The 14,780-nt window shown below is 58.2% G+C and carries 13 protein-coding genes; 7 read left to right on the top strand and 6 right to left on the bottom strand.

Going from position 1 to position 14,780, the window contains the following annotated elements:
- Window positions 1-31: 31 nt before the first annotated feature.
- The 4 genes from ACO06L_RS20450 to ACO06L_RS20435 form a co-directional block, all read right to left on the bottom strand.
- Window positions 32-1,357: a sensor domain-containing protein gene (locus ACO06L_RS20450; RefSeq protein ID WP_202348715.1), complete on the bottom strand. Its 1,326-nt coding sequence runs from the start codon at window positions 1,355-1,357 to the stop codon at window positions 32-34.
- Window positions 1,354-1,590: a hypothetical protein gene (locus ACO06L_RS20445; RefSeq protein WP_064227260.1), complete on the bottom strand. Its 237-nt coding sequence runs from the start codon at window positions 1,588-1,590 to the stop codon at window positions 1,354-1,356. Before ACO06L_RS20445 ends, ACO06L_RS20450 begins: the two co-directional genes overlap by 4 nt.
- A gap of 89 nt (window positions 1,591-1,679) precedes the next feature.
- Window positions 1,680-3,176 (bottom strand): fibronectin type III domain-containing protein, encoded by a 1,497-nt coding sequence (locus ACO06L_RS20440; protein WP_202348714.1) that lies wholly within the window; start codon window positions 3,174-3,176, stop codon window positions 1,680-1,682.
- A gap of 368 nt (window positions 3,177-3,544) precedes the next feature.
- Entirely contained in the window at window positions 3,545-4,501 is a 957-nt protein-coding gene (locus ACO06L_RS20435; RefSeq protein WP_202348713.1) for a helix-turn-helix transcriptional regulator, read from the bottom strand.
- A gap of 150 nt (window positions 4,502-4,651) precedes the next feature.
- On the opposite strand from ACO06L_RS20435, the gene ACO06L_RS20430 reads away from it, so the two are divergent.
- On the top strand, window positions 4,652-5,287 hold the full coding sequence (locus tag ACO06L_RS20430) for a glutathione S-transferase family protein (RefSeq protein ID WP_064227257.1): 636 nt from the start codon (window positions 4,652-4,654) through the stop codon (window positions 5,285-5,287).
- A gap of 170 nt (window positions 5,288-5,457) precedes the next feature.
- Window positions 5,458-5,952, top strand: a complete 495-nt coding sequence (locus ACO06L_RS20425) for a gamma-glutamylcyclotransferase family protein (RefSeq protein WP_202348712.1) — start codon at window positions 5,458-5,460, stop codon at window positions 5,950-5,952.
- Between the two features lie 13 nt (window positions 5,953-5,965).
- Here the strand turns inward: ACO06L_RS20425 and ACO06L_RS20420 are convergent, their stop codons facing one another.
- Window positions 5,966-7,246, bottom strand: coding sequence for an FAD-binding oxidoreductase (locus tag ACO06L_RS20420; RefSeq protein WP_320407655.1), 1,281 nt, complete (start codon window positions 7,244-7,246; stop codon window positions 5,966-5,968).
- Between the two features lie 185 nt (window positions 7,247-7,431).
- On the opposite strand from ACO06L_RS20420, the gene ACO06L_RS20415 reads away from it, so the two are divergent.
- Window positions 7,432-8,949, top strand: a complete 1,518-nt coding sequence (locus ACO06L_RS20415) for an aldehyde dehydrogenase (protein WP_202348710.1) — start codon at window positions 7,432-7,434, stop codon at window positions 8,947-8,949.
- A gap of 69 nt (window positions 8,950-9,018) precedes the next feature.
- Here ACO06L_RS20415 and ACO06L_RS20410 read toward each other — a convergent pair whose 3' ends face one another.
- Window positions 9,019-10,383 carry a glutamine synthetase family protein gene (locus tag ACO06L_RS20410; RefSeq protein ID WP_064227253.1) on the bottom strand — a complete coding sequence of 455 codons (1,365 nt, stop codon included), beginning with the start codon at window positions 10,381-10,383 and terminating at the stop codon, window positions 9,019-9,021.
- Between the two features lie 403 nt (window positions 10,384-10,786).
- Here ACO06L_RS20410 and ACO06L_RS20405 point away from each other — a divergent pair, with 403 nt between their 5' ends.
- The 4 genes from ACO06L_RS20405 to ACO06L_RS20390 are packed head-to-tail and all read left to right on the top strand — an operon-like array spanning window position 10,787 to window position 14,769.
- On the top strand, window positions 10,787-11,893 hold the full coding sequence (locus ACO06L_RS20405; protein WP_202348709.1) for a polyamine ABC transporter substrate-binding protein: 1,107 nt from the start codon (window positions 10,787-10,789) through the stop codon (window positions 11,891-11,893).
- Between the two features lie 3 nt (window positions 11,894-11,896).
- Window positions 11,897-13,015, top strand: a complete 1,119-nt coding sequence (potA, locus tag ACO06L_RS20400) for a polyamine ABC transporter ATP-binding protein (RefSeq protein WP_202348708.1) — start codon at window positions 11,897-11,899, stop codon at window positions 13,013-13,015.
- A 4-nt stretch (window positions 13,016-13,019) separates the two neighbouring features.
- Window positions 13,020-13,949: an ABC transporter permease subunit gene (locus tag ACO06L_RS20395; protein ID WP_421846189.1), complete on the top strand. Its 930-nt coding sequence runs from the start codon at window positions 13,020-13,022 to the stop codon at window positions 13,947-13,949.
- Entirely contained in the window at window positions 13,942-14,769 is an 828-nt protein-coding gene (locus ACO06L_RS20390) for an ABC transporter permease subunit (RefSeq protein WP_202348706.1), read from the top strand. The genes ACO06L_RS20395 and ACO06L_RS20390 overlap by 8 nt, the downstream gene beginning before the upstream one ends.
- Window positions 14,770-14,780: the final 11 nt, after the last annotated feature.

Below are 14,780 nucleotides of genomic sequence, written 5' to 3'. Positions count from 1 at the left end.
CCGCTTGCGTATTTGACGCATTCAGCCAGCCCTACTGTGCCTGACGCTTGCTCGCGTACATTGCGGCATCGGCTTTGCTGACCAACAGCCTCGCGGTTTCCCCATCTTCCGGGTACATGGCCGAACCAATACTGCAAGACACGCGAACCGTTGTTCCGCCGAGAACTACGGGTAAGCTCAGCATGTCTCGAATCTTGGCCATGGCGTTTTCGACAGACTCACGACCACGAACGTCGGTGAGTAGCACTGTAAATTCATCACCGCCCATCCTTGCAACGGTATCTGCCTCACGAGTGCAGTCCCTGAGTCTCTGGGCCATCTCGATCAGCAGTTGATCGCCAGCTTCATGACCCAGGGTATCGTTAATCTGCTTGAAGTCGTTCACATCGAGGTACAGCAGCGCCAGCCGACCTTCGTTCCGGCTTGCCGATCGCAGGGCGGTCTCCAGGCGGTCGTAGAACAGGGAACGATTGGTTAACCCGGTAAGCCCGTCGTGATGAGCGAGGAATCGAAGATTTTCTTCTGCACGCTTGCGCTCGACAACCGCAGCAACCTGGGTTGCCACGAACTCCAATAGCGATTTGTCGGCCTCGTCATACGATACGGCCGTTGTCGCTCGCTCAATCACCAGGACGCCCAGAACGGACTCGTGGAAAACCAGAGGCACCGCCAGCCAGTTGGCAACCTCTGAGCCGGTTCTAGTGTGCATCCCAAGACCCGAATGCGCCGGATCCCTGGCTGCCATGAGCGATTTTCTGGTGTCGATAACCTCTTCGAGGGCAGATCCAGGGGGCACTTGCCAGTCGATCCAACCGTTTTCCGTGCGCCAGTCTGGCGAGCTGAGCCGACCAGACCGTGACTGATTGAAACCCAGATAAAGATCAGACTCCGGGAAAAGTTCACCAATAATGGAGTGAACACCATCGCACAGATCGCGGAGCGTCTCTGCCTCATGAGCTGCCTCGGAGATCCGGTAAAGCGCGTTGCGAGTCTGGTCGCCCCGCCGTAATGCAGTGACATCGCGAGCCACGGCAATCCGGAGACGATCTTCCTCAGACCAGCGAGCCGACCACAGGATGTGCACGGCATGCCCATCTCTGTGCAGGTAACGATTTTCAAAATCCGTGTGGTTGTGACCACTCATTACCCGGCGGGCTGCAACCAGGGTGCGCTCCTGGTCTTCCGGGTGAATATAGTCAAGCAGTGGCGTTCCGATCATTTCCGCTGACGAGTAACCGAGCAACTGCTGGCAAGCCTCACTGACGAAAACGATCTGGCCGGATTCGTCCACCACGAAGATCGTGTCGAGTATGAGGTTGACCAGCTTGGGGTAGAGAGCATTGAAATCGATCGTCACATCCCGTCTCCCTTTACGCCTAACCGGTCCAGGTAGAGATGCAGGTCTGCCTCGCTCATATCCACATATTCGAGCACCCTGCCATAGAGCATGGCGGTCGGGACATTACGGCCATTCAGCTCTCGCTGGGTTTCGTGCAGTACGTAAAGAATGATTCTTTCAGTGCGGGTAAGGCCGTCTCTGGCATCAGGGATAACTTCAAGAAGCGCGCGAGAGTGGTCTGAAACAGCCATTATGTACCTGGGAAGATGCGATGGACCAGTACATAGTAGCAGGCTGGCAGCGAAGCCCACAGGGGGCAACGCTGCCTTTTAGTGGCAAATCAGATCTGTTTGTAGACCACTTCGGACAGACGGCTGCGGTTGCCATCGGTGTCCAGGGTTCGGATGGCGAAGTACCAGGTGCCCTCGGTAAGTTCGTCCACAAGCAACTCATCCACAGAGGCATCACCAATCGCGAGGCTCTGGTCCAGGTTTTCAGCGCTGTTGCCATAGACCACTTCGAAGCCAGCGATTTCGCCCATGGCCAGGCTCTCACCATTCTCGCGGGTCAGCGGCGCGGTCCAGCTCAGCAGTGCCGTATTTGCCGGGACAGTTTCCTCGGGCGTCGTTTCGGTAACTGGCTCGCTGGTTTCCGTGTCTGTTCCTGTGTCCGCTACGGTTTCGTCAGTAGTGGTATCAGTTGATGTTTCGCCGCCTGAAGTAACATCACCAGAAGTGTCGGGCTCAGTCGTACCGGCAACCTGCTCGTCCGTTGAACCGGTAGAGGTATCGGTCGACGTATCAGTGCTGGTGTCTGTTGAGCTGTCAGGCGAACTGCCGGCATCGGTTCCAGCGGTTTCATCGCCGCCGGTGGCTTGTTCGGTGGTATCACCCGAGTCGGCAACACCGGTATCACTCTCTTCGTTTACATCGGCAATGGTCTTAAAGCGTTGCACGTTGCGGTACTCGACAACCACCAGCTTCTGGCTGATGACGCTTGAATCCACCGCATTCTGAAGCTCAGAAGACTGCAGTGCTGCGGCACTGACAAGATCCGCCAGCGCCACGTTGGTACCGTTACCCATCACGCTTATCTGTCCTGTCGCACTGACCTGTGAGGTAACATCCGTCAGTACATCAGAAATCGAATCCCATTGGGTATTGTCGTTTACCAGAGCCAGAAATGCCGCGTTGGCAATTGCCACCTGAATAGCGTCAGCCGTTACGCCGGTCATTTCGTCCAGGCTGGTCAGGTCCGGCGGGGTCAGGCGCAAGGCGCCGGCCGGAAGGCCGAACCAGTTTTCGACTGTGATGTAAGCATTGGAAATGGCAACCGGTGAAAGGCCGTCACCACTGCGCTCGGCCAATGTTACGGCCAAGTGGGTCAGTGGAGTAAGGTTAACGGTTTCCATACGTAGATCGCCGGCACCTCGAAGGCTGAAACTGCTATCCAGAGGCATGGTCTGGCCAAACGCCACCGGCGCTCCGCCAGCCTGATCGCACTGGGGAACGACATCACAGATCATGCGGGTGCCGCTATCAGCCGTCAGTTCAACTAAAGCCCAGCCTTCGGCCTTGCCGCGAAGCTGCCACTCGTAACTGCCGTCGTCTGCCGTCAACACCGGTTTTGCTGCCTGGCGCTGGGGCGAATAATAGCCGTCTTTATCCGCAATCAGGCGATTGGCAACAACCAATCCCTGCTGGATGACGCCCTTCATCGCTGCGCCAGCAATCTGCACTGTCGGCTCGGTCGTGACCGACGACTGTGTCGAGGTGTTGTCATCGTCACTGGAAATGTCCAGACCGCAGCCCGAAAGCAGAACGGCCGCAGGAAACATCAGCAGTCCTTGCTTCGTTAGTTTTTTGCCGCAATATGACATTTTTCGCACCAATTATTTGACGAATTTGAGCGAATCTTACAGCGGCAGTTTTCGGTTATATGCGTCGCAGTTCCGGATTTCCCGGGGCGAATCCGTCAGGAAATTGGCGTTTACGCAGGGATACACGTTGTGATGGAAGGTTACAGCCCGAGGGCTAGGTTTCTGATCATAAGATATTGTTTTACCTGGCTTTTAAGGATCAAGCTAAAATTAGAACTCTGCGCTGGAATCTAGCGGCGATGCCTCGAATTACAAATTTAAACGTTGGCAAAACGAGAGCGGTTTCACAGTCTGGACGGGAACAGTCAAGCTGAATGGACAGGTATTCATCGACAGCATTCCAGCAGCCGTGTTGCATGCTCCCGCACGGCATCTTTGAGAGCGACAGGATTGAGGATGGTAAAACGGAACGGAAGCTGCGACAGCCACCAGGCGAACCAGTCGAGACTGTCTGTTTGAGTGTTGAACAACAGCCCGTCTCTGCACTGCTCAAACTGATTGCTGCAGGAGGAGTAGGAATTTATCACCGTTGCCGCTGTCTCAAGGTCTGTATGCAAGAGTACGGAAACCTCGTGAGTTCCACTCCAGTCGCGAAAACTCTCGCTAAGGAAGTCCGCCGCATCAAACCCTGGAGGTCGCTGGAAGGTACCCGACAGCACATGAACATCACTGATGCGGTCCAGACGGAACGAGCGCATAGCCTGCCGCAGATGGCAGAAGCCGGTGAGGTACCAGCGCCCTTGCCGGAACACCAGCCCATAGGGATCAACACTTCGGTCCATCCCTCCGCGATCCGGGGAGTGGTAGGTAAACCCTACCGAACGCATTGCTTCCGTGGCAACGGTCAGGGTTTGCAGGGCGCGGTCGTCCAGGCTGGGTTCGCCGCGCGGGAGGATCACCCGGGTTGTGTCGCTGACACCGCGGACCCGCTTCTTCAGGTTGGCTGGCATCACCCGTTCGAGTTTCGCCTGCACGCTGGCTATCGCCGGTGCGGCATCCGCCAGCCCAAGCTGTTGTGCGGCCAGCAGCCCAAGAGAGACCGCCAGGGTTTCCTCGTCAGTGAACATCATTGGTGGCAACTTGAAACCTGCCACCAATCGGTAACCACCGTAACGCCCCTGCTCGGTCATCACCGGAATGCCCAGGTCCTCAAGCACGGTGATGTAGCGACGGATGGTTCGCCGGTCCACGCCCAGCCGTTCTGCCAGTTCGGCCCCGCCGATCTGGCCATGGGCCTGCAACAATTCCAGCACGGTCAACACCCGCGTCGTGGGACCAGACATTGTCGCCTTCCTCCTGGCAGCTTTTCCGGTGATTTACATTAAAAATGCATCTTGCCATTTATTTAGGACAGATATTGGCCTATTTCCACATTAATCTGATCTCGCAGTAACCCATACCCCTGCAAACACAGGCTTGAAAAGGAGATCAGCATGTCGGAACTCACGTTTTACACCCACCCAATGTCACGCGGCCGTGTTGTACGCTGGATGCTGGAAGAAGTCGGAATTCCCTATACCGTCGAGACGATGGAATTCGGCCCGGACATGAAAACCCCGGAATACCTGACCATCAACCCGATGGGCAAGGTGCCCGCCATCAAACACGGCAACACCATTGTGACCGAGGTGGCGGCCATCTGTGCTTACCTCGCGGACCAGTTCCCGGACAAGAAGCTCGCCCCACCGTCAGGCTCTGCGGAACGCGGCGCCTACTATCGCTGGCTGTTTTTCATGGCAGGCCCTTTCGAGATGGCCACCAGCGCACTCGCCTATGGCTGGAAGATCGATAGCAGCAACGCCCAGGCGGTCGGCTGCGGCCGGGTGGAAGACAGCATCAATACACTGGAAAAAGTGCTGGGCGCGAGCCCCTATATTTGCGGCGATACGTTCACCGCAGCGGATGTGCTGGTCAGCAGTTACCTGTGGTGGGAAACCATGCAGAAGAACATCCCGCAAAACGCGGTGTTCCAGGATTACATCCAACGGACAGAAGCACGACCAGCGGCAAAGCGGGCCAATGAGCTCGATGATGCCTTGGCTGAAACCATGAAGGCGGTCGAGGCGTGAGGTTCTGCCAGCGGCGGCCGGCGATACTAAGCACAATACGCCGGGTACGTTCAGTACCCAATCGCGGATAGCCAGTATTGTCGGCGCCAGCTGGCGCACATGAAATGCAGCCCCTGCAATGACACCGAAATCGCTGGTAGGCTCAGTTTAGTCGCCAACAAGGACATTCCATGCTCTGCTTCACCTACGGCTCCAACATGTCGCATCGACGCCTCCAGGCCCGGGTACCATCGGCCCGGTTTGTGGCTGTGGCAGAGCTTCCGGCCCATCGGCTTCGCTTTCATAAATCGGCCGGGGATGGCTCTGCCAAATGCGATGCCGAGGAAACCGGCAATCCGGACGATCGGGTAATTGGTGTAGTGTACGAGATTGACGATGGAGAAAAGCCGGACCTTGATCGACACGAGGCCCTGGGGTTTGGCTACGAAGAAAAGCAGGTGGAGCTGGCAAGCGGCCGCGACCAAATTCAGGCCTGGATGTATTACGCCACGCGCATCAACACTGCACTACAGCCTTTCCATTGGTACAAAGACCACGTCCTTATCGGCGCCAGGGAGAACGACCTGCCAGTTGAGTACATTGCACAGATCGAAGCCGTGGAGTCTATTGACGACCCGAAGCCCGAACGTCATGGGCGTGAGTTGTCGATTTACGGTAAGTCCTGAACGGCCCTGGGCGTCAAACCCCCAGTCTGTCACGCAACGCATAGTACCAGGCCCCCATCGCCGTCAAAGGCACCCGGAACGCGCGGCCACCCGGGAACGGGTAATGGGGCAGGCTGGCGAATGCATCAAACCTTTCCGCCTGATCCTGGATCGCGAGTGCCAACGCTTTGCCAGCCACGTGAGTAAAAGTGACGCCATGGCCGGAACAGCCCTGGGAATAAAAGACGTTCTCGTGCAATCGGCCGAGCTGGGGCAGGCGCGACAGGGTGAGCAGGAAATTGCCGGTCCAGGCGTAGTCGACCTTCACGTTTGCCAGTTGCGGGAAGGTTTTCAGCATATTCGGGCGAATCAGCCGCTCGATATTGGCCGGATCGCGGGCACCGTAGACCACACCGCCGCCGTAAATCAGCCGTTTATCACCAGACAGCCTGAAGTAGTCCAGCAGGTAGTTGCAGTCTTCGACACAGTTGTCGTTGGGCAGCAACTCTCTGGCAACAGCATCGTCCAACGATTCGGTGGCAATAATCTGCGAGCCGCATGGCATGGATTTGGCGCCGAGTTCCGGCACCAGGCCGCCGAGATAGGCATTGCCCGCCAGAACAACTGTTTGCGCCCTCACCTCGCCCATGTCGGTTTTAACGGTTACGGTTTTACCGGGGACGATGCTCGTTACCGTTGAATGCTCGTGAATCACGCCGCCGCGCGACTCCAGCGCCGCGGCCTCGCCCAGGGCCAGATTAAGGGGATGAATGTGGCCGCCGGTGTGATCGATGGCTCCGCCAACATACCGCTCCGTGCCAACCCGGGAGCGGATAGCGTTCCGATCCAGCAGTTCCAGTTGGTCATAACCGAATCGGCGCCACAAGGCCTGCTGGGATTCCAGGTGTTGGAGCTGCTTTGGATTGAGTGCGGCAAAAATACCGCCCTCTTTGAGGTCGCAGTGAATGCCGTAACTCTTCACCCTCTGGCGGATAATCTGGCTGCCTTCAAAGGCCATTTCAGAAAGCAACTTCAGGCGGTCTTCTGAGGTCTGGCGCTCAATGCTGTCCAGATCGCGGCTGAAGCTGTTCACGATCTGGCCGCCATTGCGTCCCGATGCACCCCAGCCAACCGTTGCAGCTTCCAGAATCACCACCCTGAAACCAGCTTCTGCCAGGAACAGCGCCGTAGACAGGCCGGTGTAACCGGCACCGACGACGCACACATCCGCCTCGCAGGATCCTCTCAGAGCCGGACGCACTGGGGCCGGGTTGGCAGAGGCTGCGTAATACGATGGAACCGGAGGATACTGGATCATTATGTGGCGCCAGAGAGGGTGAAAGAGACGTTCAGGATCCGGCGGGCAACGCTGCGCGCCGCAGAAAGTCTATGCCAGCGCCGGGCGTTCGGAAAGACACGTTCTTATACCTATATCGCGGGCGGCGCCCGGGCGTGAAAGTGCTGCTATGATTGCTCAACTCTACAGCCTGCGAGGCGCCCATGAATCAACCCGTCAGCTCTTCCACCCCAACCAGCCAGACCGAATGGCAGGCCCTGACCACAAACCTGACACTGGAAGGCCGCGCCTACCTGAACGGCGCCTATCAATGGGCTGCCAGCGGCGAGACCTTCACCTCGGTCAGCCCGGTTGACGGGCGTGAGCTGGCCGCCATTGCCAGCTGCGATCAGAGCGATGCCGACCAGGCCGTTATGGCTGCCAGAGCCGCCTTTGAGGCAGGCATCTGGAGCCAGCTGGCACCGGCCAAACGCAAGGCGGTTCTGCTGCGATTCGCTGATCTGATCGAAGTCCACGGCGACGAGCTTGCCCTGCTGGAAACTCTGGATATGGGCAAGCCCATCAGCCACGCCAGGACTGTGGATGTGCCGGCCACAGCCAGAGCAATCCGCTGGACAGCCGAGGCCATCGACAAGGTTTATGGTGAACTTGCCCCCACGCCTCACAACCAGATTGGCATGATCTCTCGAGAGCCTATGGGTGTTGTGGCTGCCATCGTGCCCTGGAACTTTCCGATGATCATGGCGGCCTGGAAAATCGCCCCGGCCCTGGCCACCGGCAATTCTGTGATTCTCAAACCTTCCGAGAAATCGCCCCTGAGCGCTATTCGACTGGCCGCCCTGGCCGAGGAAGCCGGCGTTCCCTCCGGCGTTTTCAACGTGCTGCCGGGCTACGGCCACACGGTGGGCAAAGCCCTGGCCCTGCACATGGATGTGGACTGCCTGGTGTTTACCGGGTCCACGAATGTCGCCAAACAGCTGATGATCTATGCTGGCCAGTCCAACATGAAACGGGTGTGGCTGGAGGCCGGTGGCAAGAGCCCGAACATTGTCTTTGCCGATGCGCCGGACCTGAAAAAAGCTGCCTCCGAGGCAGCCAGCGCCATTGCCTTCAACCAGGGCGAGGTGTGCACTGCCGGCAGTCGCCTGCTGGTTGAGAACAGCATTCGCGCAGAGTTTATCGAGCTGATTCGCGAAGCCCTGAAAACCTGGCGCCCCGGCCACCCGCTGGACCCGGCAACGACTTGCGGCGCCATTGTGGATCAGGGGCAGCTGGATCGCATTATCGACTACATTGGCATTGGCCAGTCGGAAGGCGCACGCCTGGTGGAAGGTGGCCAGAGGATCATGGAGGACACCGGCGGCCTGTTTGTTCAGCCCACGGTGTTTGACGGGGTGAATAACCAGATGCGCATTGCCTCCGAGGAAATTTTCGGGCCGGTGCTTTCGGTGATCGGGTTCGATACCGCTGATGAGGCCATCCGCATTGCCAACGATTCCATTTATGGCCTGGCGGCGGCGGTGTGGACTTCCAATATCAATACCGCTCACAAGGTGGCCAAGGCCCTGCGGGCCGGCAGCGTGTGGATCAACCACTATGACGGCGGCGACATGACAGCGCCCTTCGGTGGATTCAAACAGTCTGGTAACGGTCGCGACAAGTCTGTGCACGCCTTCGACAAGTACACCGAAGTGAAAGCGACCTGGCTGGTTCTGGAGTAGAGGGAAAAGAGCCACTTCGCAAATGCAAACGGCGCCTTCGAGGCGCCGTTTTTTATGATTCACAAACCGCTAGACCGTGTGCAGGTACCAGAGATATTCCAGATCCGAGATGGTCATCTCGAACTCATTCAGTTCATGCTCCTTGCAGGCGACGAACACATCCAGAAACTGACTGCCGAGATAGTCGGCCATCACTTTCGATTGCCCCAGCTCCCGCAAGGCATCCCGCAGGTTATTCACCAATGAGGCTTCGTGCTGTTCATGGGCATTACCCACGGTGACGGGGGGTGGCTCTATCCTGTTGGAGATGCCGTAGTGAATGCCCGCCAGCACCGCAGCCATCAGCAGATACGGATTGGCATCGGCACCGGCGACCCGATGTTCGATTCGCAGGGCCTCGGGATCGCCGCCCGGCAGACGCAGCGACGCAGTGCGGTTGTCCACGCCCCAGGTGGCGGCGCTGGGAACGTAGTACTCCGGGCTGAACCGGCGGTAGGAATTGATATTGGGGCAGAACAAGGCCATGGCGTCGTTCATAGTGGCGACCAATCCACCCACGGCCCAGCGCAACATGTCGTTTGGCTGCTCGGCGTCGCCGGCGAACACGTTACGACCTTCGCCATCCACCAGGCTCACATGCAGGTGCATGCCACTGCCGGCCTGGTTGTGATAAGGCTTGGCCATGAACGTGGTGTCCATTTCATGGTCGTAGGCCATGTTCTTGATCAGACGCTTCAGCAGAGTGGCGTGGTCGCAGGCCTGCACCGCGTCATCCACGTAGTGCAGGTTGACCTCAAACTGCCCGGGTGCTGACTCGGCCACCAGCGCATCCGCCGGCAATTCCTGCTCATGGGCGGCATCCAGCACGTCCGCCAGGAATTCCGCGTATTCGTCCAGATCATCAATGGAATAGGCCTGGGTGCCGGCCGGACGCTTACCGGAGATAGGCGATTTGGGCGGCTGTGGCCGACCAGCAAGGTTCTCCTGGTCGATCAGGTAGAATTCCAGCTCAAAGGCCGCCACGGGGTTCAGTCCCAGCTCCTCGAACCGCTTGACGATGTTCTGCAATACCACCCGTGGGTCAGCAAAAAACGGTGTCTCGCGGTCCAACTCATACATGGTCAGAAGCAGTTGCGCCGTGGGTCGCTTCTGCCAGGGTTCCATGGTGAGGGTATTCTCGATAGGCAGGCACACCCGGTCTGCCTCGCCGATATCAAGCCCCAGCCCGGTTTCTTCCACCGTGGTGCCCTGGATATTCAGGGCAAAGATGGAAGCCGGCATGGCCACGCCACGCTCGAATACCTTCGCCAGCGCGGAGGGATCCACCCGCTTGCCGCGAACAATGCCATTCATATCCGGGATCAGCAGATCAACAAACTGCAATTCGGGGTGTGCCTGAAGGAACGAGTCGGCACTCGTAGAACCAGAAGCCATAGGAAAAGCCTTCCACAACGCAAACAGGCCTGGTGCCGAGGAGCCGGCGCAGGGGTTTAAACACTCCTTTATCCCGTTTTCCGGGGTGTTTGGCAAGATAGGCATATACCACAAACCCCGAATTAATCACCGGCAGCGTAAAGTCCTCTGCCGATAGGCAAAAGCACGGATCCCCGGAGCGAAATTTTTTATAGCGCATCCCGGAATCTCATGGTACATATCGCGAGAATTCGGCAGGCTCCACTCTGCCGTTTTCCAGGACAAGCCTTAAAGGAGTCAAAAGGCGGCGACCGGTTCTTTCCGGGACAACAGCCAACTGCGGCCACCCTCAGCAGACCTGCACAACACTGCGTGCGTCCTGCACGTTTTGTATTAATCCCTTTTGAGTGAGGGACATCATCCAATGTTGAAGTTGTGTAAGCCACAGGCGCTGGCCGCCTCTGTTGCGTTGTCTCTGTGTGCCTCTTCCGCGTTTGCCGCTGAGGAAGTGCGTGTCTACAACTGGTCCGATTACATCGCTGAGGACACCCTGGCGAAGTTCACGGAAGAAACCGGCATCAAGGTCATCTACGACGTTTACGACAGTAACGAGATCCTCGAAGCCGCCCTGCTTTCCGGGCGCTCTGGCTACGATCTTGTTGTGCCCTCCAACCACTACGTGGCCAAACAGATTTCTGCCAACGCGTTTGTGGCCCTGGACCACAGCAAACTGTCGAACATGAGCAACCTGAATCCGGACCTGATGGACGATCTGGAAAAGGTTGACCCGGGTAGCCAGTTCGCCCTGCCCTATCTCTGGGGCACCAATGGCTATGGCTATAACGAAGGCCGTATCCAGGAAATCCTGGGTGACAGCGCCCCCACCGATTCATGGGCCCTGGTATTCGATCCTGAAGTCACCGGCAAACTTGCCGCCGGCGGCTGCGGTATTGCCATGCTGGATTCGGGTGAAGAGATGGTGCGTGCGGCAATGGCCTACATCGGCCTGGACCCGAACAGCAACAACGCCGACGACATCAAGAAAGGCGGTGAGGTGATCAAGGCCATTCGCCCGAACGTCACCTACTTCCACTCGTCCCGTTACATTGGCGATCTGGCCAACGGTGATCTGTGTGTGGCTGCCGGATACTCCGGCGACATCCTGCAGGCCGCTGCCCGCGCCGAGGAAGCCGGGAACGGCAACGTGATCCGCTACACCATTCCCAAAGAGGGTGCGGTGCTGTGGTTCGACATGATGACCATCCCGGCCGGCGCGCCGAACGTGGAGAACGCCCACAAGCTGATGAACTTCCTGATGCGCCCGGAGATCATTGCGGACGTGACCAACTACGTGTGGTACGCCAACCCGAACAAGCCGGCCAACGAGTTTGTTGATCCGGAGATTCTGGGCGACAACAGCATCTACCCCACTGATCAAGTGATGAAGAAGCTGTACATCATGGAAGGCCGGCCTCAGGACGCACAGCGTCTGATGACCCGCACCTGGACCAACGTGAAGTCTGGTCGCTAAGCGGTGGAAAACGGCAACAACACCTCCGCGCAAGCGGAGGTGTTACTCAGCATTCGGGGCATTTCGAAAAGCTTTGATGGCACGCTGGCCGTGGACAATGTGAACCTGGACATCCATAGGGGCGAGATTTTCGCCCTGCTGGGTGGTTCCGGTTCCGGCAAATCCACCCTGCTGCGCATGCTCGCAGGTTTTGAAACGCCCAACGCCGGCACCATCGTGCTCGACGGCCAGGACGTTACAGCTCTGCCCCCGTTCCTGCGCCCGACCAACATGATGTTCCAGTCCTATGCCCTGTTCCCGCACATGACGGTGGAGCAGAACATTGCCATGGGTCTGAAACAGGACAAGCTGCCCAAGAGCGAAATTCGCGACCGTGTGGCCGCGATGCTTAAGCTGGTCAAGATGGAACCCTATGCCCGGCGCAAGCCCCAGCAACTGTCTGGTGGTCAGCAACAACGCGTTGCCCTGGCCCGCTCACTGGCCAAGCGTCCCAAGCTATTGTTACTGGACGAGCCCATGGGTGCCCTGGACAAGAAGCTGCGCACTGAAATGCAGCTGGAACTGGTGGAAATCCTGGAAAACGTTGGCGCCACCTGCCTGATGGTGACCCATGACCAGGAAGAAGCCATGACTATGGCCAGCCGGATAGCCATCATGGCCCAGGGCCGGATTGCCCAGATCGGCTCGCCGATCGACATCTACGAGAGCCCGAACAGCCGCATGACTGCGGAGTTCATTGGCTCGGTGAATATCTTCGAGGCTCATATCCGGGAAGACGAAGCCGACAGCGTTACGCTGACCAGCGACCTGCTGGACGCCCCGGTATTTATCGATCGCGGCGTAACCACCCCGGCGGAAAGCACCGCAACACTGGTGGCCCTGCGTCCGGAGAAGATCTACCTCACCTCTGACAAACCGGACGGCGAGCACAACTGGAGCTGCGGCACGGTGGACAATATTGCCTACCTGGGCGACATAACGTCCTACTACGTGAAACTGGCCAGCGGCAAACGCGTTCAGGCCACCATGGCGAACGTGGAACGCCGTGGCGAGCGGCCAACCTGGGGCGACAGGGTATTCGTATCCTGGGAAGCCTCCAGCCCCATCCTGCTCTGGAACTGAGCCGATGAGACGGAAACTTTTACCCGCCCCTCTGACCGAGCGGGTGCGTTCAGTCCTGTTCAATCGCCGGGTGGTGTTCGGTATCCCGTTCCTGTGGCTGCTGCTGTTCTTCCTCCTGCCCTTTGCGCTGGTGTTGAAGATCAGTCTGACCTCAGCGGTGATGGCCATTCCCCCTTACGAACCGGTCTTCCGCTGGGTGGACAACACCCTCTCGGTGGTGGTGAATATCGGGAATTATCTGTTCCTGCTGTCCGACAGCCTCTATATCGCTGCCTATTGGGGGTCGGTGAAGACGGCATTCCTCGCCACCGTCGTGTGCCTGCTTATTGGCTACCCCATGGCCTACGCCATGGCGCGGGCGCCGAAGCACTGGCAGCTGGTGCTGCTGTTGATGGTGATGCTGCCGTCCTGGACCTCGTTCCTGATCCGTGTCTATGCGTGGATGGGCATCCTCGGCAACCAGGGGTTGCTGAACAGTTTTCTGATGTGGCTGGGTCTGATTGACCAGCCCCTGAAAATGCTGAACACCAACTTCGCGGTGGTGCTGGGCATTGTCTATGCCTACCTGCCGTTCATGGTGCTGCCCATTTACACCAACCTGGTGAAGCTGGACGTGCGCCTGCTGGAAGCGGCATCAGACCTTGGTTGCCGCAGCCTGACCACTTTTTGGGCCATCACTCTGCCACTATCAAAGGCGGGGATTCTGGCCGGCTCCATGCTGGTGTTTATCCCGGCAGTCGGCGAATTCGTGATTCCGGAACTGCTGGGCGGGCCGGATACGCTGATGATCGGCAAGGTGTTGTGGGAGGAGTTCTTCAACAACCGCGACTGGCCGGTGGCGTCTGCCCTGGCGATCGTGATGCTGTTGTTACTGCTGGTGCCCATTGTACTGTTCCATCGGTTCCAGGCCCGGGAGATGGAAAAGCATGGTTAAGTCCCGTTCCTTCAGTTTCTCTAAAGTGATGCTGGTTCTCGGTCTGCTGTTCCTGTATCTGCCGATGTTCGTGCTGATCGTGTATTCGTTCAATGCGTCCCGGCTGGTATCGGTGTGGGCCGGTTTCTCAACCCAGTGGTACGGCGAGCTGTTCCGGGATGAGCAGATTCTGTCGGCGGTGTGGATGAGCCTGCGGATTGCCTTCTACTCCGCCAGCATGGCGGTGTGCCTCGGCACGCTGTGTGCGTTCGTGATCACCCGGTTCAAGAAGATGCGCGGACGCACGCTACTGTCCAGCATGATTACCGCCCCGCTGGTTATGCCGGAGGTGATCACGGGCCTGTCGCTGCTGCTGTTGTTCGTGCAGATGGCCCAGACCATCGGCTGGCCGGTGGACCGAGGCATGGCAACCATCTGGATCGCCCACACCACCTTCTGCAGTGCCTATGTGGCGGTGGTGGTATCAGCCCGGTTGCAGGAAGTGGACCGCTCCATTGAGGAGGCGGCCATGGACCTGGGCTGTACGCCACTGAAGACCTTCTTCGTGATTACACTGCCAGTGATTGCTCCAGCGCTCGTATCTGGCTGGCTGCTGGCGTTCACTCTGTCGCTGGATGATCTGGTGATTGCCAGCTTCGTTTCCGGGCCGGGTGCAACAACACTGCCGATGGTGGTGTTTTCCTCCGTGCGGATGGGGGTTTCGCCGAAGATCAACGCGCTGGCCACCCTGATCATCGTGGCGGTATCGCTGATTGCGTTTATTGCCTGGTATTTGATGCGCCGGGCGGAACGCAAACGACTGCATACACCGGAAGCCTAGCGTCCGGAGGC

Source organism: Marinobacter sp. (assembly GCF_965229985.1).
GTDB lineage: Bacteria > Pseudomonadota > Gammaproteobacteria > Pseudomonadales > Oleiphilaceae > Marinobacter.
The sequence above is the reverse complement of the archived record's forward strand: the minus strand, read 5'-3'. Positions and strand labels throughout refer to the sequence as shown.

What these genes read in the sequence shown, in the direction of transcription:
- ACO06L_RS20405 (WP_202348709.1), top strand. Translation starts at nt 10,787, where the DNA reads ATGTTGAAGTTGTGTAAGCCACAGGCGCTGGCCGCCTCTGTTGCGTTG.
- ACO06L_RS20445 (WP_064227260.1), bottom strand. Translation starts at nt 1,590, where the DNA reads ATGGCTGTTTCAGACCACTCTCGCGCGCTTCTTGAAGTTATCCCTGAT.
- ACO06L_RS20435 (WP_202348713.1), bottom strand. Translation starts at nt 4,501, where the DNA reads ATGTCTGGTCCCACGACGCGGGTGTTGACCGTGCTGGAATTGTTGCAG.
- ACO06L_RS20390 (WP_202348706.1), top strand. Translation starts at nt 13,942, where the DNA reads ATGGTTAAGTCCCGTTCCTTCAGTTTCTCTAAAGTGATGCTGGTTCTC.
- ACO06L_RS20430 (WP_064227257.1), top strand. Translation starts at nt 4,652, where the DNA reads ATGTCGGAACTCACGTTTTACACCCACCCAATGTCACGCGGCCGTGTT.
- ACO06L_RS20440 (WP_202348714.1), bottom strand. Translation starts at nt 3,176, where the DNA reads ATGTTTCCTGCGGCCGTTCTGCTTTCGGGCTGCGGTCTGGACATTTCC.
- ACO06L_RS20410 (WP_064227253.1), bottom strand. Translation starts at nt 10,383, where the DNA reads ATGGCTTCTGGTTCTACGAGTGCCGACTCGTTCCTTCAGGCACACCCC.
- ACO06L_RS20415 (WP_202348710.1), top strand. Translation starts at nt 7,432, where the DNA reads ATGAATCAACCCGTCAGCTCTTCCACCCCAACCAGCCAGACCGAATGG.
- ACO06L_RS20425 (WP_202348712.1), top strand. Translation starts at nt 5,458, where the DNA reads ATGCTCTGCTTCACCTACGGCTCCAACATGTCGCATCGACGCCTCCAG.
- ACO06L_RS20395 (WP_421846189.1), top strand. Translation starts at nt 13,020, where the DNA reads ATGAGACGGAAACTTTTACCCGCCCCTCTGACCGAGCGGGTGCGTTCA.